Here is a 16,782-nt window from a genome sequence, read left to right as displayed (position 1 = left end):
TGGGCCTTAATACGGCTGTCCAGTCGGTGCACACTGGACTCGTCAGACAAACCCGGGGACCCGCATGGGCCTCGAGGAGACACGACGAAAGGGACGACGATGTCCGTGTCCGACTCGGAAACCCCCGCCTACGGCGCAGCACCGACCGCGACGACGGCGGCGAAGCGCAAGACGCGAGTGCAGCACCTGCAGCAGATGAAGGCCGAGGGTGAGCGCTGGTCGATGCTCACCGCCTACGACTACTCCTCGGCGCGACTGTTCGAAGAGGCCGGTATTCCGGTGCTGTTGGTCGGCGACTCCGCCGCGAACGTGGTGTACGGCTACGACACCACCGTACCGATCACTGTCGACGAGCTGATCCCGCTGGTGCGTGGTGTCGTCCGCGGCGCACCGCACGCGCTCGTCGTCGCCGATCTGCCGTTCGGCACCTATGAGTCCTCGCCGCAGCAGGCGTTGGCCACCGCGACCCGTTTCATGAAGGAGGGCCAGGCCCACGCGGTGAAGCTGGAGGGCGGCGAGCGGGTGGCCGAACAGATCGCACTGATCACCTCCGCGGGTATCCCGGTGATGGCGCACATCGGCTTCACGCCGCAGAGTGTCAACACCCTCGGCGGCTTCCGGGTGCAGGGGCGTGGCGACGGCGCCGAGCAGCTGGTCGCCGATGCCATCGCGGTCCAGGAGGCCGGCGCGTTCGCCGTGGTGATGGAGATGGTGCCGGCCGAGCTCGCCGGTCAGGTCACCCGCAAGCTGACCATCCCGACCGTCGGCATCGGCGCGGGCTCCGACTGCGACGCACAAGTGCTGGTATGGCAGGACATGGCCGGCTACACCAGTGGCAAGACCGCCAAATTCGTCAAGCGCTTCGGCAATGTCGGTGACGACCTGCGTACTGCCGCAGCCGCTTACGCCGACGAGGTGCGTCGCGGCACCTTCCCCGGCCCCGAGCACAGCTTCTGAATAGGGGATCGACGATGAACGGCCGAGCAGTACACGCCCCGGTGGCGCTGCTCGGCCAACCGTTGGAACCGGTGCTGGACTGGGCGGCCGGAATACTCAGCGCACGCAACGTGGAAATCACCGGTCCGCCCACGCAGACACGGCGACGCGCGTGGTCGCTGATCGCCTGCATCCCGACCGACGCGGGGCCGATGTGGTTGAAGGCCAACGCACGCGCCTTCGCACACGAAGGTCCACTGCTGCAGCGGCTAGCGGCCCTTCGCCCTGGCAGTGTGCTCGAACCCCTTGCAGTGCAACCTGATCACGGATGGTTGCTGAGCAGGGACGGCGGCGACACTGCGACCGACAGCGAGGCCGAATGGAGTGCCCTCATCGAGCGCTACGTGGACCTGCAGCAGTCGCTCACCACGCATATCGAGGACCTACGTGCCACCGGAACACCGTATCTGCCACCGGCGCAACTGATCACGGTCTACCGGCACTACGAGCCACGCCTGCCGGGGCTCGGCGCCGCGATCGAGGAATCGGCCGCAGCGCTCGCGAAATTCGGCAGGCTCAGCATCGAGCACAACGATGTGCACCCCGGCAATGTGTTCGCCGGGGTCGCCCCGGAAACCGGGATGCTCTTCGACTGGGGCGACGCGGTGATCACCCACCCCTTCCTGTCCCAGCGGATATTGACCGGCCCGCACCGCGAGCAGTACTTCGAGTGCTGGCGCCGCCGCGGCCCGATCTCCGATAGGGAAATCACCCTCGCCGAACGACTCGCCCCACTGGTGTCGCTCAACCCGTGGCGCACCATCGACACCGCCCATCCGCGATTCGCCAGCACGGTCCAGCGGCTGCTGAACGGACTGAAGGCTGGTTTCCGTTAGCCCGATCGGATCAGATCCGGCGTGCTGCCGCAGTCCCCTCGATACGCACGGGCCCGACGGCGCAAACAATGGCAGACTCGATGCGGACAATGTCGACACGAGCAGAGGTACCGATGCCGCAGCCCCGTTGGATTTCACGCAGCACACTCCTGGTGGCCGGAGTTTTCGCCGCCGCCGCGCTGACCGCATGCGGAACGAGTACGGACTCGGCTCCGACCGGCAGCTCGGCATCGACCACCGGATCCGCGACCAGCGCACCCAACGGCACGGCCGCTCCCAAGCCGACCACTCCACCGGTCTCCGATGCGTCGGCGACCCAGCTGTGCGACATGCTCCGTCAAGAGCTGTCGAACTGGCGCATCCAGGGCGGGACACTGGGCCGGATCGGCCTCAACGCGCTGGTGCACGAATGGGCGCTGCGCAATGGCGCCATCAACAGCCAGGTGCTGGCCGACAAGGCCATCATCGACCGGACCACCACCAAGGCCTGCCCCGACGTGCGCCAGCAGGCGATCGACGCGCTGGGGCTGTCCGACCTCGCTTCCGGACTCGCCTTCTGATGCGAACCCTGTACCCGCCGATCGAGCCGTACGAGACCGGCATGCTCGACGTCGGAGCAGGCCAGTCGGTGTATTGGGAGGTCAGCGGTAACCCGGATGGCAAACCGGCAGTGTTCCTACACGGCGGCCCCGGTGGCGGCACCGCGCCGTATCACCGGCAATTCTTCGATCCGTCCGTCTATCGCATCGTGCTGGTGGACCAGCGCGGCTGCGGCCGTTCCACGCCGCATATCGCCGATGGCGCGAGCCTGGAGACCAACACCACACCACACCTGATCGCCGACATCGAGGTGCTGCGAACCCATCTCGGCATCGAACGCTGGCAGGTGTTCGGCGGCTCGTGGGGTTCGACGTTGGCGCTGGCCTATGCCCAACAGCACCCGGAGCGGGTGACCGAACTGGTGTTGCGCGGGATCTTCCTGCTGCGCCGCAAGGAAATCGACTGGTATTACAACGGCTGCGCGGGCTACGTCTACCCGGACGAGTGGGAGAAGTTCCTCGCCCCGGTGCCGGAGGCCGAACGCGGCAACGACCTCGTCGAGGTCTATCACCGACTGCTGCACTCCCCCGACGAGCAGGTCGCCCTTGCCGCGGCCATCGCCTGGTCGACCTGGGAGGGCGCGACGAGTGCGCTACTGCCCCAACCGGATCGGGTTGCCGAAACCGCCGAAGCGCGCTTCGCGCTCGCCTTCGCCCGGATCGAGAACCACTACTTCATGCACGGCGGATTCCTCGAGGAGGGCCAGCTGCTGCGCGATCTCGACAAGATCGCGCACATCCCGGCCGTCATCGTGCAGGGCCGCCATGACATCGTCTGCCCGGCCGTCAGCGCCTGGGACCTGCACCGCGCCTGGCCCGGCTCGCAGCTGCACATCGTGGATGATGCCGGACACGCTGCCAACGAGCCTGGCATCACTCATCACCTCGTCGAAGCAACCGACGGATTCGCGAAAGTGAGCTGACGATGGCCAGCGCCGGAAACGCCCTCGTCGCGGCACTGTGCGACGACGTGGACCGGCTGCTGGCCGCCGAACCGGACGTCCGTGCGGACACTCATGATTCGGTGCACCAGATGCGGGTCGCAACGCGACGACTACGCAGCGTGCTGCGTTCCTATCGCAGCCTGTTCGAGCAGGCGCCCACCGCCGCTATGGGTGTCGAACTCAAGTGGCTCGCCGGGTTACTGGGTGTCGCGCGGGATGCCGAGGTGCGCGCCGAGCGGTTCACCGCCCTGTTGGCCGAGCACGCCGGGTCCGAATCAGTAATGGCAGCAAGCGATTCGGCTGCTGCTTCCGCAGTATCGACGACGGCCGCGGCGCAACCCGACCGTGCCGAATTCACCGCCGCCGACATCGTCGCCGTCACCACCGAGTTGGTCGGCGCGGAGCAAACGAAATATGCGCGCGCACATGCCGAGATCCTTGCCGAGCTGGACGGCCATCGGTATCGCAAGCTGCGCGACGAATTGTCCGCCTGGCGTACCGATCCCCCGCTCGACCGCGCCGAGGCCGCCCGGCCCGCGTCCGACGCCTTCGAACGGGTGCTGCGGCGCGACCGCACACGACTGCGCCGCCTGGTATTCGCCGAACCCGCCGTACCGCCCGCGCAACGAGTCGAGCTGCTGCACGATATCCGCAAGAGTGCCAAACGCTTACGATATTCGTGCGAAGCCGCCGCAGAGACGCTCGGCGCTGCCGCGGCCGATCTGGGCAGCAGTGCGAAACGTCTGCAAACCGTCCTCGGTGACCACCGTGATGCCGTCGAGTCCCGCGAAGCGATCCTCGCCCGTGCCGCCGATGCCCCCCTCCGAGGTCGGGTCGCCGCGCTCTACGAAATCCTGGCCGACGCAGAGGAAATCGAGGCAGGCAAGGCCCTCGCCCGCTACCCTGTCGCCGCCGCATTCGTCTCGGCCGGCTGACACCGGAGCCACCGGGTGCGCCGCGCACCTGGCCCCGGTCGATTGCGCCCGCTCGATGGCGGAAGACCGGTGTTCGACCATTGCGGTCCAGCTGGCCGGCATCCTCGGCGGGTGGCAACTCCGACAGCTGCGAGCCGAAGGCTGTTGTCGCCCACAGCACCGTGCCGAACGGCGCCTGCCGCGGCGGCGATGAGCAGCAGCGCCCGTGTCGGCGCGGGCAGCCTGCTCGGAGTCGATGAGCGGACTTCGTGCTTCTGCGTCAGACCGGGAACGCGAAGCTGATCTTGCGCATGGCCGGGTCGGCGGAAACCAACCGAACGCGCACTGTCGCGCCTTCCCGCGGTGAACCGACACAGGGTCCCGCGACCGGCGGATCGGCGATGAACACCTCGGCGGGGCGACTGCCGTTGGCTTCCCGGATCACCACCGCGTCGAACTCCGCACCGCTGCGCTCGGCGAGCAGCGTCGCCTCGGTCAGGTCGATGCACGCGCGTTCCACCTTGTTCGCGAGAGCATCGCTGCGCCGCATCGACTCGGCGGTGGGTGATAGGCCGTCTCGAACCCATTGTGGTACTTCGGTTCCCGCGCACAGGGCGAGGCAGATCTCGGTGGCGAAACGGTCGGCGAGTCGGCGCAGCGGCGCGGTCACATGCGCGTACGGTGCACCGATCGCACTGTGCTGCAGGTTATTCGGCTGGTCGGCCGACTGCCTGGCGCTCGACCCGAAGTTGGACCGGCCGCTGTTCGGCTGCTCGGCCCGCGTGCTCGCCGCGCCGGGCTCGGCCTCCGCTGGCGCGGCGCCCGGCCGCACGCCGTTCGACGGCGCCGCGGCAGCGCCCGATCCGTCTGCGGCGGCCCCGTCCACCACGGTGTACGCGGCCCCCCGCAGCAGGCCGGTGGCCTCCGACATCAGCACAAGGGCAGCGGGCGTGTTCGGGTCGAGTCCGGCCAGCATGCGCCCGACCGACTCCTCGGCAGGCCAGGCGATCCCTAACGCCGCGGCGGTCCTGCGTATCGATGTGATCGCCGAGTCGGGGGGCGGCGGCATAGTGCGCAGCAGTGCGATGTGTTCACCTGACGGAGTCGGCCTGTCGAGCATGATCCTGGCCGCGCACATCCCGGTGAGCAGCGACACCTGCTCGTTCCAGTCGTCAGCGGCGGTGCGCGGCTCCAGCACCAGTCGCCAATGCCCGTCGGCCTTGTCGTCGCTGATGACACTCTGTGCGGGCAAACGCAGCCCGATCGCGCCACGGGCGAGCCCCGCCTCGATGCGCCGCGTGCCGAATTCCGGCAGGGCCGCGATCGAGGGGTGCAGGCGATGTGCGTCGGCATCGGCTTGCACGGTCGCGTAGTCGAGCCTGGCCCGGGACCGAATAAGCGCGCGCACCACCGAATACCGCTGTGGTTCGCAGTCTTCGTCCAGTTCGATGGTCCACAGCGCGGCCGGCCTGGTCTGCTCGGGTAGCAGGCTCGCGGCATTCTCGGAGAGCACCGGCGGATGCAGCGGCACGGTACTGTCCGGCAGATAGAAGGTCTGGCCCCGAGCGACGGCCTCGGTGTCGAGCGCACCGCCCGGCACGATCACGGCGCCGACATCGGCGATGGCGTAGTGCAGTGTGAAGCCGGAATCGGTGCGTTCCAGGTGCAGTGCCTGGTCGAGATCCATCGCACCCGGCGGGTCGATCGTCACGAAGGGGATATCGGTGCGATCGACGCGGTTGCCCGCGAACGCGTCGACCGCGTCGCGGGCTTCCGTGGCGGCCTCGGCGGGATACGCCGAGGCCAATCCGAATTCGGAACGGATGGCGCCGAAATCGACCGGCGCCGACACGATCCGTTGGTGGAGTTCCACGCTGTCGGTGGGGCTCTACTGCAGCGCCAGCATGGTGCCGTTCAATTCATTGAGCGGTCCGTACACGGTGAAGGTCACCCGACCGTTGGGAACACTCGACGACACTCCGGCCGCCGCGTCGAGCGCCTGGCCGAACGACGCCGCCGACGGATGCGGAAGGCCGGCGACCGCCCTCCCGATGTGGTTCTGGTACACCCAGGCCGTATCGGCGGGACTGAGGTCAACCTGGACCCCGCCCGCCAACGGGGTCACCGCGACCGCATTAGCGGACCCGGCGCCAAATACTGCGAAAACCGATGCAGCCCCGGCGATCAAAGCGCCGGCGACCAGTGAACGAACTACCCGCATAGAGTTGAGACCTGCTTCCGCGATCGAAGAATGAACGGCCCGCTGCTGCCCGGCAACGGGCCTTGCCAACGGCGACCACTCTATGACGTCGCTCACGTTATTAGCCAGTTCCGGACGAATCGCCATGCCGGACACGCCGCGCCGCCGCCCACCGCGGCCGACTGCTAGGGTTGCCGGGCGTAGCGGGGGTTCGATATTCCCGCACATTTCGAAGTATCCGTACGTCGACAATTGGGAGTAACGCACTCATGTCATCGCTGCTTTTCGACTACCTGATGCCACTGCTCGGCCCGGAACAGGCCGCGTACTGGGCGCAGGTCTTCACAATCTCGCCGGCCTGACCTCACCGCCTCCCGCACGGCTTCGTCGCCTCCCGTTAACCACATGGGAGGCGACGTTCGTCAAGTGCCGCTAGCATCCCGCTCCGTGCAAAGAACCTCCGCCGCTATCGCGGCCAGCGCCACCCTCTTGACCCTGCTTCTGGCAGGCTGCAACGACGACACAGCAGGCAGTGCCGCCTCTTCGACCACGGCGGGTGCCGGATCGTCGGTGTCGGCCGCGGGCGGCGACGCCCCCATCGACAACTTCAGAGCGGGCACCTTCGTGGTGAGCTTCCGCACCGCCTTTCCCAAACTCGCCGACGGAAAAGACGACAACAAGATTCGCGACGTCCTCGTCGAAACCTGTAAAGACGTCAAGGACGGCAAGTCGGAGGACCCCGTCGTGCAGAACATCATCAAGCACACCAAGACCGGATCGGTCGAGGCGAGCAAGGACGAGGCGCAGGCGATCTATCAGATGGCCAAACTGCTCTGCTGAACTATTTGTTCCAGGGCAGATAATTCGGCAGGTACTTCAATACGTAACCCACCGCGATCATGACGATGATGGCGATCAAAGGGATAAGCACGGACATCGGTCCGGTCCTTTACGTTGTGCTACCGATGGGGGATCGTCCCGCACACCACTGGGACGCGCGTTACCTGTATCGGTATACGCCTCCGGTGTTACGTGTGGGTTCCGTCCTGACCCGCCGTGGGCGCGTCGTCCTGACGTTGCGCCGGTGGGCTACTGCGCTCGAGAAAGCGCAGCAGCTCCACCGGGAACGGCAACACCAGCGTCGAGTTCTTCTCCGCTGCGACCTGGACAACCGTTTCCAGCAGCCGCAGTTGCAATGCCGCGGGATGTTCCGACATCTGGGCGCCCGCCAGGGCCAGCATCTGCGCGGCCTGCAACTCCCCCTCCGCCGAAATGACCCTGGCTCGGCGTTCCCGCTCCGCCTCCGCCTGCCGCGACATCGAGCGCTTCAGCGCATCCGGCAGCGCCACATCCTTGATTTCCACCCGGTCGATATGCACGCCCCAGGCCAGTGCCGGGCTGTCGATCATGAGCTCGAGCCCCTTGTTCAGTTGCTCTCGATTCGACAGCAGATCGTCGAGTTCACTCTTGCCGATGATCGAGCGCAGCGAGGTCTGGGCTACCTGGCCGACCGCGAACAGGTAGTTCTGCACCTCGATGACGGCGGCGACGGGGTCGATCACCCGGAAATACACCACTGCGTCCACCCGCACCGTCACGTTGTCGCGGGTGATGCCGTCCTGCGCAGGCACCGGCATGGTGATGATCTGGGTGGAGACCTTGCGCATCCGATCGACGAACGGAATCAACATGCGCAGCCCGGGGTCCCGCGTCCCCGCAACCCGGCCGAATCGGAATACCAGCCCCTTCTCGTACTGGGAGACGATCCGCGCGCTCATGGCGGTGAGGACACCGCCGACCACCGCCCCCACACCGAAAATGCTGCCGATCATGGCAAGAACGTCCATAGCTGCACCGCCAAGCCGAATCGTCCGCCGCGCCGGAACTCGGTCTCGCGGCTCACTTCCATCATGGCACCGTGCGGGCGGACGAGTTGGCCTGTAAGCCGGATCCTGTCCCCGGTTCGCACCGGGTGACGACCATCCATCTGGACACACCGTTGCCGGGTGCCTCGAGCGGTCCACCCGCAGGCTCGGGCGAGCAGCCCTCGAACACCTGCGCAGCCGCACCGCACGCGGTGCGACCTTCGACCTTGCTCCGGGCGGGGTTTACCTAGCCGCCCCGGTCACCCGGGGCGCTGGTGCGCTCTTACCGCACCGTTTCACCCTCACCGACGCTCGCGCATCGGCGGTCTGTTTTCTGTGGCACTGTCCCGCGGGTCACCCCGGGTTGCCGTTAGCAACCGCCCTGCTCTGTGGAGTCCGGACTTTCCTCGGCGACGGGCGGCGGCACAGCTGTGCCCGTTCCCATCGCCGCGGTCGCCCGGCCAACTCGTCCGCGGCGTCCAGGGTACGTTGTTCCCGGGTCTGACCTCGCAGCTGGTCGGAGCAGAACAGTACGGTGGGGTGCCATGGAACGTGTCGAGGTCAGTTTTCCTTCGGGTAGCGAGCATTGCGCCGCCTGGCTGTATCCACCCGACGGCGTCCCCAAGCCCCGCCCGCTGGTGGTCATGGGGCACGGTCTGGGCGCCAATCGTGAAATGGGATTGGACAGGTACGCGCGCAGATTCGCCGCCGCGGGAATGGCCGTGCTGGTGTTCGACTACCGGCATTTCGGGGCCAGTCAGGGTTCGCCGCGCCAGCTACTACACATCGCCCGTCAGCGCGAAGACTGGCGGGCGGCCATTGCCTACGCACGCACGCTGCGTGGAATCGATGCGACTCGAATTGCCTTGTGGGGAACCTCTTTCGGCGGCGGCCATGTGCTGTCGGTGGCACCCGACGACGACTACCTCGCGGCCGTAGTCGCGCAAGTCCCCTTCACCAGCGGCCTGGCCTCGGCCCTGACGAAGGGTCCGACCAGCCTGACCAAGGTGGCCACCATCGCCGCCACCGACCTGCTCGTCGGATCGCTGCGCGGCAAGCCGGTGCGCATCCGGCTCGCGGGCCGCAAGCGCGCCGCCGCTCTGATGAGCGCGCCGGATGTGCCGGAGGGTTTCGGCAGGCTCGCCGACGAAAGTGAAAGCTACGAACCGAAAGTCGCGGCCCGGGTCGCGCTGTCGACGCTGTTCGACTCCCCCGGCCGCCGGGCCAAGTCGCTGAAGATGCCGGTCATGTACATCATCGCCGACAACGATTCGATCGCCCCGATCAAACCGACGCTGCGGGCCGCGGAACGCACCAAGCACGCCGTCGTGAAGCGTTATCCGATAGGACATTTCGACGTCTATTTCGACGATCACTTCGAGCAGGCGGTCTATGACCAGACGGAGTTCCTGGTCTCGGTGCTGCGTCCGTGACCGAGACCGGCGTCGGGGCTTTGCCGGTGGTCTCGACGTCGGTATGCTCGAACGGTACGGCTGGGCCGGTTCGTCGGCAGCCACCAATGATGGCCCGGATGCGCCGCGAAGCATCCTCATGATGAATCTCGTTGTCTCCCCCGCACTCCCAGGGAAGGACCTTCCCGTCCTTCGTTGACCGCCGCGCGGGTACGGACCCGCCCCGAACTCCGTCGCCAACGCAGGCCCGGGGCGCACGGCTGCTGGAACCATCTGCTCATCGCGCCGCTGTGGCCGATGCACGGCGTCAACCTCGGCACGCTGCTGCGTACCTGCGATGCGGTCGGCGCGTGCTTGGCGGTACCGCGGCGGCCGTGGATACCGGACGCGCTCGCGCAGGGCAACACCCTGCGCCACCGACAGTGTGTGCACTGGATCGACGGTCGCGTGGAACGGTGGCTGGATCGCCAGCGCGCCGCAGGTTCGGTGATCGTCGGCGTCGAACTCACCGATGAATCCATCCGCTTGGCCGACCTCCCCGCCGCCCGCAAGCGCACCGTCATCGTGCTCGGCCACGAACGCAGCGGGATACCACCCGAGGGCCTCGAACTCCTCGATGTCGCCGTCGAAATCCCGATGGTCGGGACCGGCCACAGTCTCAATGTGGCGGTCGCGGGTTCGCTGGTGCTCTACAAGCTCGCAGGACTGTGCTGATGACCGGGATCCCAGTAGTAGCCGCTATCGCCCAGAAGAATTCGATCTGATCGGCGTCAGCGTGAGGCACGCCCGACACCGGGTACTGGAACTTGGTGCCAGGCGTTCGGTTGGCATCTCAGGTCGGTGACAGTGCTCATTGCACTGCCATTGGTTCGGGATCCGCGCAGCGGTGCTTTGAAGGCGAATGGTGTTGCCGGGCAAGGGGCAGGGTTGCCAGCAGTCCGGCGAGCATGCCGATCGCAGCGAGGAACACGACTGCGCGAGGCCCGTCGGCGGTGGGGATGGTCGGATGTCCGCCCAGCAGGTCGGCGATCATGGTGAACAGGGCCAGGCCGATGGCGTTGCCGAGGTTGAGGGTGGTGGCGGCGATGCCGTTGGTGACGCCTTGTTCGTGGGCGGCGGCTCCGGTGGACGCGGTGATCCACATGGTGATCCACACGATGCCCTGGCCGACGCCGGAGACGATCATGCCCGGAACGAGCAGGGCGTAGCTGGTGTGGGTACCGAAGGCGGCGGCCAGGGCGACGGTGCCGAACACCCCGAGGCCGAAGCCGGTGAGCAGGGCGGTGCGGTTGCCCAGGCGCGCGGTGAGTTGTTCGCCGGCCATGGTCCCGGTGGCGATGGCCAGCGAGGGGACCAGGAACGCCAGCCCGGTGCGCAGGGCGCTGTAGCCGTGGACGTTCTGCCAGAGCATGGTCAGGAAGTAGGGCAGCACCCCGAAGGTCCCCATGAACAGGAACGTCACGATGGTGCCGACGCTGAGGTGGCGATTGGCAAACAGCCGCAGCGGCATGAGCGGATCGGCGCTGCGCCGTTCGATGACCGCGAACGCGGCCAGAAGTGTCGCCGCAGTAGCGAATCCGAGTAGCAACAGCGGATGCGTCCAGCCCAGCTCAGGGGCTTCGACCAGCGCGAACACCAGCACGGTGACGCCGGCGGTGACGGTGAGCGCGCCTGGCAGGTCGAACGCGCGGCGCCCGGTCGGGCGAGCGCCGGCGGGCATGATCGCCAGCGCGCCGAGAGCGACGGCGACGGCCAGGGGGACGTTGACGAAGAACACCGCCGACCAGCCGAAGTTCTCGGTCAGCACCCCGCCCAGCAGCGCGCCGAGGGTCAAGCCGCCGGCTCCGGCACCGCCCCATACCGAGAGTGCTCGATTGCGTTGGGGCCCTTCGGGAAACAGGGTGTTGATCAATGCCAGGGTCGAGGGCATGAGCAGTGCGCCGCCGATTCCCTGCACGGCGCGGGCAGCGATGAGGGTGACCGGACTGGTTGCCAGCCCGCAAGCCAACGACGCCAGGCCGTAGAGGGTCAGGGCGAGTACGAACATGCGCCGCCGCCCGAGGAGGTCGACCGCTCGTCCACCCAGCAGCAGGAATCCGCCGGCGAACACGACGTAGGCGCTGACGACCAATTGTTGTGTCTGGCCGGGGAATCCGAGGTCGGCGCCGATGCGTGGGAGCGCGACGAACACGAGGTTGAGGTCGAGAGCGTAGATCAGTTGCGCGAGCGCGAGCAACACCAGCACCCAACCATGTGCGCGGGCGTGACCGGTGGTGCCGCATGGGCGGAGACGGGTCGTGGACATGGGAATGGCGCCTTTCTCAGGGGGAGGGCACGCGGGTCAGCCGAGGAACTCGACCAGGGCGGAGACGACGGCGTCGGGCTGTTCTTCGGGGACGTAGTGGCCGCAGTCGGCGACCTCGACGACAGTGACGTCGGTTCCCTTGGCGGGCATCAGATCCCGCAGGTAGGCGTAGTTGCTGTCGTCGCCACCGAGCGCGAGGATCGGCGCGGCGATCTGGCCGTAGGCGCGTTCGTCGGCGATGTCCTGGTTGAAGGTGCGGTACCAGCCATTGCCGGCGCGTATCGCGTCGGCGGTGGAGTAGGCGTGGGCGTAGACCTGACGCGAATGCTCGTCGATGGTGGACGGATCCTTGGCCTGCCGGCCGAAGAGCCAGTCGACCAGCAACCGCATCCGGCCTTCACCCAGCAGCAGCTCGGGCAGCTCCTGGACCTGGTTGAACGCGAACCACCACAGATACGAGCGCGCGCCGTGCTCGATCACCGAGTCCACGTGCTGATCGGTCTCGGGCAGCAGCCCGAACTGCGACCAGCCGGCGTCGGGATGCGGCACGTCCAGCAGTGCGATCTTGTCGACGGCGTCGGGGTAGTTTGCGGCGTAGGCGTAGGCGACCATCGCGCCGATGTCGTGTCCGGCGATGCTCGCGGTTTCCCAGCCCAGATGCTGGATCAGGGTGCGCAGGTCGGCGGCCATGGTCTTCTTGTCGTAGCCGTCGGCCGGTTTGTCCGAGCCGCCCATGCCGCGCAGGTCGACCGCGATCACGGTGTAGCGCTCGGCGAGGGCGGGCATCACCTTGTTCCACTGCCACCAGGTCTGGGGCCAGCCGCCCAGCAGCACCAGCGGCGCGCCCGCGCCGCCGGTCACGTAGTGCAGGCGGGTGCCCTTGACCTCGGCGACGTGACTGGTGAAGTTCCCGTCCAGGGTCGCGGCGAGCGCGGCGTCGGACAGGTGGGCGGTCTCGGTGGTGGTCATGATGTCCTCTTCCAATCGCTTGACCGTACGAATTTTTCGTACGTTATTAGTACGAGATATTCGTACAGTCGGAAGAGGTTGTCAAATCCACCATACGAACTCCGCGTATGATTGAGGAATGGCCGACCTGCACCACCCCGAGACCGCCGAGATCCGGCTCGTCGACGTACTCGCCGCGCTCGGACATCCGGTGCGGATGGAGATCGTGCACGCCCTCGCCTCCGGCGAGGAGCGGTTCTGCGGCGAGATCCTGCCCGACGAGCCGAAATCGAGCATGACCCATCACTGGCGCGCGCTGCGCGAAGCCGGGGTCATCCATCAGCGGCGCGTGGGCCGCAAGCTCTGGCTCACCCTGCGTCGCGCCGACCTCGATACTCGTTTCCCCGGCCTGCTGGACCTGGCGTTCACACACCGGTCCGGACACGTCACCACGGAACCGATGGGAGCCCATTGAACGTAGTCGAATGGTGGTCGCCCAAGCCGAATTCGACCGCCATATGACTACGCCCGGCGAGTTGCCGGAGTGGTGACCCACCGATCAGGAGTGCGTCAACCAGCAGGATTCCAACGAGAAGGCTCGGCTGTGCTCCTGACCGACGGGCACTGCCCATGTCGGTCCCCCGGACTACAGTCGCCTGCCATGAACCCTGCGACCGCTGTTGTCGCCGACATCGTGCGGACAATAGTGCCGTTCGACGAGCTCGAGCGGCAGCACATCGCCGAGACGCTGGCCTGGCTCGGATCGACCGACGATGTTTTCCGTCGGGCCAAGCCCGACGTACCTCCGCGTCATCTGGTCTCTTATGTCGTCCTCGTCGATCCGCGAGCCTGCGCCGTCTTCCTCGGACGCCACCTCCTCGCGGACCTGTGGTTGCCGACCGGTGGCCATCTCTCGCCCGGCGAACACCCGCTCGACGCCGCAGGCCGCGAGGCCACCGAAGAACTGGGCATCCGGCCCGAGTTCACCGTCACCGGAATCGAACCCCTGTTCCTCACTGTGACCACGACCGTAGGAACGCACAGCGGCCACGAGGATGTCAGCCTCTGGTATCTCATCCGAGGTGACCGATCCCGCGAATACGCCTTGGACCCAGGCGAATTCAGCGAGGGCCGCTGGTGGGATATCGGCACATCCGCCATTCCCGACGCCGACCCGCACTTCCCCCGTTTCCTCGTCAAGCTCGAATCAACACTGCGCGCTGCGGGCACTGGGAAGTGATCTGCGGTGATCGCCGTGGCGCAGGGTCGATCCATCGTCGAACTTCGCGCATTTCCTCGAGTTCGGTGTACGTCAGGTGTTATCCCTGGGCAGCTGGGCGCCGCCAGTGGTACCCAGCTTCTCTCACTGCTCTACCCGGCGCGGGCCCGTGTACTCGAGGAAAGCGAACACCGCGACAACGGTCGCTCCGGCGAGCATGAAGGCGATTCCGAGCCCGGTCAGGTCGATCAGACCCGAGAACGCCAGCGCCACCATGCCAACGGCGGATAGTGCGTTGACGACCACGACACCGGACGCATGTCGGGGTGAGATCTCCGGATAGCCCGCGATCAGCAGCAGCGCGAGGGCACCACCCAGCATGGCGATGCCGAACGGGATCGACCATGTGGTCGGCAGCCCGAGCGGATCACGCAGTGCGACCGCTCCGGCGAGCATGACCACCCCGAACGCGCCGGTACTCCAGCCATCCACCCGTAGCGCGGAGCGCAGGTAGTCGGTGCGCGTCAGTGTTCCGGCACGGGCGGGTGTGACAGCGCGGCTCATATCCATCTCCTGTGATCATTGCTGTGCGAGCCGGTCGGCTCCCGGAACCCACCATGCGGACCCGAGGTGAAGGTCTCAATAACCTCGGAGGTCATGGCCGTGCCGATAGGCCGCTGATTAGCCTGGTCACGTGGTTGGCACGCGGACGGCAGAGCATCTGATGGAGACCCCTTCGCGGATCGGTGGCCTGTTGCGGGACTGGCGGCAGCGGCGCAGGCTCAGCCAGCTCGATCTGGCTTTGGCGGCCGACACCTCGTCCCGGCATCTGTCCTATGTGGAGACCGGCAGATCCAAGCCGAGCCGGGCGATGGTGCTGCGGTTGTGCGAAGCCCTGGATGTGCCGCTGCGGGAACGCAACATCCTGTTGCTGGCCGCCGACTACGCACCCGCCTACCGGGAGAGCGGCCTCGACGACGCGGGGCTCGCCTCGGTGCGCTCGGCGCTGGACACGATGCTCGCCGCGCACGACCCGTACCCGGCGGTGGTGGTCGATCGGCTGTGGAATGTGGTCACCGGCAACGCGGCGATGGGCGTCATGATGCACGGCATTCCAGCAGAGTTGCTGCTGCCGCAACCCAATGTCTATCGCCTGGTCCTGCATCCGGACGGACTCTCGGCTCGGCTGGCCAACCTGTCCCAGGTCCGCGAGCTGTTCCTGGATCGGCTGGCACGGCAGGCGAGTGCGAGCGGAGACCCACTACTGCGGGCGCTCTACGACGAGGTCGCCGCCTACCCGCGGTTGCCGGACCCACCGAGTGAATCGAATGATGAGGTGGCGCAACCGAGTCCGTTCGAGGTGCCACTGCGCATCCGGACGCCGTTCGGCGAGCTGCGCATGTTCAGCACTATGGCCACCTTCGGCGCACCCGCCGATGTCACGCTGTCGGAGCTCGCCATCGAATTGTTCTATCCCCTCGACGAATTCACCGCCACGGCCCTGCGTGGGCTCGCGGCGGCGACGTCGCCCTCCGAATCCGGTTCAGAACGGCCGGAATCCCGTCCCCACGCCACCGGTGGCGTTCACGGCCTCCAGAATCTGATCGATCGGCGCGAAGAAAGCCGGTGAGTGCACGGGGTTGCCCGCGCTGACGCAGGGCACGTCGAAGCCGATGCCGCCGAGGCCGGTCAATCGGCCCTGGTTCATGCCGACCAGTCGATCGCCGACGGTCACCGGACCACCGGAATCGCCCGGCTTCGAGCAGGATTGATTGATGGTGGAGCCCTCCAGCCCGCCCCAGACCACACCGCAGCCGGATCCGCTGGTTCGCCCGCTGGTGCAGACGGTAGCTCCTGGTCCCGGCACCGCACCGAGCCCGGCAATGGTGGTTGGGCCAACGGTGCGCACCGGGGTGACCAGGGCCGGATCGAATTGCAGAACTCCGAAGTCCAGCCCCTCACCATTGTCCGAGTAAGCCACCACACCGATCACACCGGCATCCGGCGCCTTCTCGGCAGACACGCGCGCGCCCGTCGAAGCGCAGTGACCGGCGGTCAGGCCGACCAGCCGGTTCGCGCCGTCATAGCCGATGGCGGTCAGCGAGCACGCCGAATTGTTGTCGAACACCAGGCCGGAGCTGCCGCCGAGCACCGCGTTCCCGGCGGCCTGCGCGGGGCCGGGACCGGCGAGACAGACGCCCGCGACGGCAACCGCGGCCGTGGCCGCCATCCATGTGAATTTCACCGTGAGCACTCTCCTTCTCGAAACCCGCAGGCCGACATCGGAATCGGCCACGCGACAGCCCACCCGCACGTGATGGAGTACCGCCCCCGACAGGTCTGCGGCCATCGCTGACAGGCGAACACCGACGGTCGGGTTATCCGTTAGCTACCTCAGCATCACGGGGTTGGACCCGATCCGCAACGGGGTGTGCGCCGCACCACCAGCCGGCCCGGCGGTCCCTGCCACCGTGAACCATAGTCGGCTCGAAACATCCTCCTCTACCGTGCTTTTCATCAGCGAGAAGGCACCCGATCGACCCG

19 protein-coding genes and 1 other RNA gene are annotated in these 16,782 nt (G+C 67.1%); 11 read left to right on the top strand and 9 right to left on the bottom strand.

The genetic code is table 11. The features are described from left to right. Positions 1–99: 99 nt before the first annotated feature. Both panB and AB0M74_RS20595 read left to right on the top strand, forming a co-directional pair. Positions 100–957: a 3-methyl-2-oxobutanoate hydroxymethyltransferase gene (panB, locus tag AB0M74_RS20600; RefSeq protein WP_366527871.1), complete on the top strand. Its 858-nt coding sequence runs from the start codon at positions 100–102 to the stop codon at positions 955–957. Positions 958–971: 14 nt separating this feature from the next. After that, positions 972–1,832, top strand: coding sequence for a phosphotransferase (locus AB0M74_RS20595; RefSeq protein WP_366527870.1), 861 nt, complete (start codon positions 972–974; stop codon positions 1,830–1,832). 10 nt (positions 1,833–1,842) lie between these two features. On the opposite strand, the gene AB0M74_RS20590 is transcribed toward AB0M74_RS20595, so the two are convergent. Next, positions 1,843–2,163: a hypothetical protein gene (locus tag AB0M74_RS20590; RefSeq protein ID WP_366527869.1), complete on the bottom strand. Its 321-nt coding sequence runs from the start codon at positions 2,161–2,163 to the stop codon at positions 1,843–1,845. Between AB0M74_RS20590 and AB0M74_RS20585 the strand changes: the two genes are divergently transcribed. Genes AB0M74_RS20585 through AB0M74_RS20575 form a run of 3 tightly spaced genes read left to right on the top strand, consistent with a single transcriptional unit; the run spans position 2,162 to position 4,310 of the window. After that, complete coding sequence (locus AB0M74_RS20585) at positions 2,162–2,392, top strand: hypothetical protein (RefSeq protein WP_366527868.1); 231 nt, start codon at positions 2,162–2,164, stop codon at positions 2,390–2,392. The genes AB0M74_RS20590 and AB0M74_RS20585 overlap by 2 nt on opposite strands. Then, positions 2,392–3,354, top strand: a complete 963-nt coding sequence (gene pip / locus AB0M74_RS20580; RefSeq protein ID WP_366527867.1) for a prolyl aminopeptidase — start codon at positions 2,392–2,394, stop codon at positions 3,352–3,354. Before AB0M74_RS20585 ends, pip begins: the two co-directional genes overlap by 1 nt. A 2-nt stretch (positions 3,355–3,356) precedes the next feature. Continuing rightward, positions 3,357–4,310, top strand: coding sequence for a CHAD domain-containing protein (locus tag AB0M74_RS20575; RefSeq protein WP_366527866.1), 954 nt, complete (start codon positions 3,357–3,359; stop codon positions 4,308–4,310). 259 nt (positions 4,311–4,569) lie between these two features. On the opposite strand, the gene AB0M74_RS20570 is transcribed toward AB0M74_RS20575, so the two are convergent. Both AB0M74_RS20570 and AB0M74_RS20565 read right to left on the bottom strand, forming a co-directional pair. Further along, entirely contained in the window at positions 4,570–6,162 is a 1,593-nt protein-coding gene (locus AB0M74_RS20570; protein ID WP_366527865.1) for an RNB domain-containing ribonuclease, read from the bottom strand. Positions 6,163–6,177: 15 nt separating this feature from the next. Continuing rightward, entirely contained in the window at positions 6,178–6,645 is a 468-nt protein-coding gene (locus AB0M74_RS20565) for a hypothetical protein (RefSeq protein WP_366527864.1), read from the bottom strand. 291 nt (positions 6,646–6,936) lie between these two features. Here AB0M74_RS20565 and AB0M74_RS20560 point away from each other — a divergent pair, with 291 nt between their 5' ends. Next, the gene (locus AB0M74_RS20560) at positions 6,937–7,329 is read left to right on the top strand and encodes a hypothetical protein (RefSeq protein ID WP_366527863.1); all 393 of its coding nucleotides are present in this window, start codon (positions 6,937–6,939) and stop codon (positions 7,327–7,329) included. Between the two features lie 188 nt (positions 7,330–7,517). Here the strand turns inward: AB0M74_RS20560 and AB0M74_RS20555 are convergent, their stop codons facing one another. Together AB0M74_RS20555 and rnpB are read right to left on the bottom strand one after the other, a co-directional pair. Beyond that, positions 7,518–8,336: a slipin family protein gene (locus AB0M74_RS20555; RefSeq protein ID WP_366527862.1), complete on the bottom strand. Its 819-nt coding sequence runs from the start codon at positions 8,334–8,336 to the stop codon at positions 7,518–7,520. A 78-nt stretch (positions 8,337–8,414) separates the two neighbouring features. Beyond that, an RNA gene (gene rnpB, locus AB0M74_RS20550) (RNase P RNA component class A) lies at positions 8,415–8,823 on the bottom strand. 76 nt (positions 8,824–8,899) lie between these two features. On the opposite strand from rnpB, the gene AB0M74_RS20545 reads away from it, so the two are divergent. Both AB0M74_RS20545 and AB0M74_RS20540 read left to right on the top strand, forming a co-directional pair. After that, the gene (locus AB0M74_RS20545) at positions 8,900–9,787 is read left to right on the top strand and encodes an alpha/beta fold hydrolase (RefSeq protein ID WP_366527861.1); all 888 of its coding nucleotides are present in this window, start codon (positions 8,900–8,902) and stop codon (positions 9,785–9,787) included. A 174-nt stretch (positions 9,788–9,961) separates the two neighbouring features. After that, positions 9,962–10,480: a TrmH family RNA methyltransferase gene (locus tag AB0M74_RS20540; RefSeq protein WP_366527860.1), complete on the top strand. Its 519-nt coding sequence runs from the start codon at positions 9,962–9,964 to the stop codon at positions 10,478–10,480. A 136-nt stretch (positions 10,481–10,616) separates the two neighbouring features. On the opposite strand, the gene AB0M74_RS20535 is transcribed toward AB0M74_RS20540, so the two are convergent. Both AB0M74_RS20535 and AB0M74_RS20530 read right to left on the bottom strand, forming a co-directional pair. Next, positions 10,617–12,071: an MFS transporter gene (locus AB0M74_RS20535; protein WP_366527859.1), complete on the bottom strand. Its 1,455-nt coding sequence runs from the start codon at positions 12,069–12,071 to the stop codon at positions 10,617–10,619. 36 nt (positions 12,072–12,107) lie between these two features. Continuing rightward, positions 12,108–13,040 carry an alpha/beta hydrolase gene (locus AB0M74_RS20530; protein WP_366527858.1) on the bottom strand — a complete coding sequence of 311 codons (933 nt, stop codon included), beginning with the start codon at positions 13,038–13,040 and terminating at the stop codon, positions 12,108–12,110. Between the two features lie 118 nt (positions 13,041–13,158). On the opposite strand from AB0M74_RS20530, the gene AB0M74_RS20525 reads away from it, so the two are divergent. Further along, positions 13,159–13,494 (top strand): helix-turn-helix domain-containing protein, encoded by a 336-nt coding sequence (locus AB0M74_RS20525; RefSeq protein ID WP_366527857.1) that lies wholly within the window; start codon positions 13,159–13,161, stop codon positions 13,492–13,494. A 186-nt stretch (positions 13,495–13,680) separates the two neighbouring features. Continuing rightward, positions 13,681–14,259, top strand: coding sequence for an NUDIX domain-containing protein (locus AB0M74_RS20520; RefSeq protein ID WP_366527856.1), 579 nt, complete (start codon positions 13,681–13,683; stop codon positions 14,257–14,259). A gap of 123 nt (positions 14,260–14,382) precedes the next feature. Here AB0M74_RS20520 and AB0M74_RS20515 read toward each other — a convergent pair whose 3' ends face one another. Further along, the gene (locus AB0M74_RS20515) at positions 14,383–14,802 is read right to left on the bottom strand and encodes a hypothetical protein (protein WP_366527855.1); all 420 of its coding nucleotides are present in this window, start codon (positions 14,800–14,802) and stop codon (positions 14,383–14,385) included. Between the two features lie 160 nt (positions 14,803–14,962). On the opposite strand from AB0M74_RS20515, the gene AB0M74_RS20510 reads away from it, so the two are divergent. Continuing rightward, positions 14,963–15,868, top strand: a complete 906-nt coding sequence (locus tag AB0M74_RS20510; RefSeq protein ID WP_366527922.1) for a helix-turn-helix transcriptional regulator — start codon at positions 14,963–14,965, stop codon at positions 15,866–15,868. Here AB0M74_RS20510 and AB0M74_RS20505 read toward each other — a convergent pair. Beyond that, positions 15,782–16,483 carry a hypothetical protein gene (locus tag AB0M74_RS20505; protein WP_366527854.1) on the bottom strand — a complete coding sequence of 234 codons (702 nt, stop codon included), beginning with the start codon at positions 16,481–16,483 and terminating at the stop codon, positions 15,782–15,784. The two genes, AB0M74_RS20510 and AB0M74_RS20505, sit on opposite strands and share 87 nt — an antisense overlap. Positions 16,484–16,782 lie beyond the last annotated feature (299 nt).

Source organism: Nocardia sp. NPDC051463 (assembly GCF_040681975.1).
In the GTDB taxonomy this organism is placed as follows: domain Bacteria; phylum Actinomycetota; class Actinomycetes; order Mycobacteriales; family Mycobacteriaceae; genus Nocardia.
This window is presented reverse-complemented; position numbering and strand designations above follow the sequence as displayed.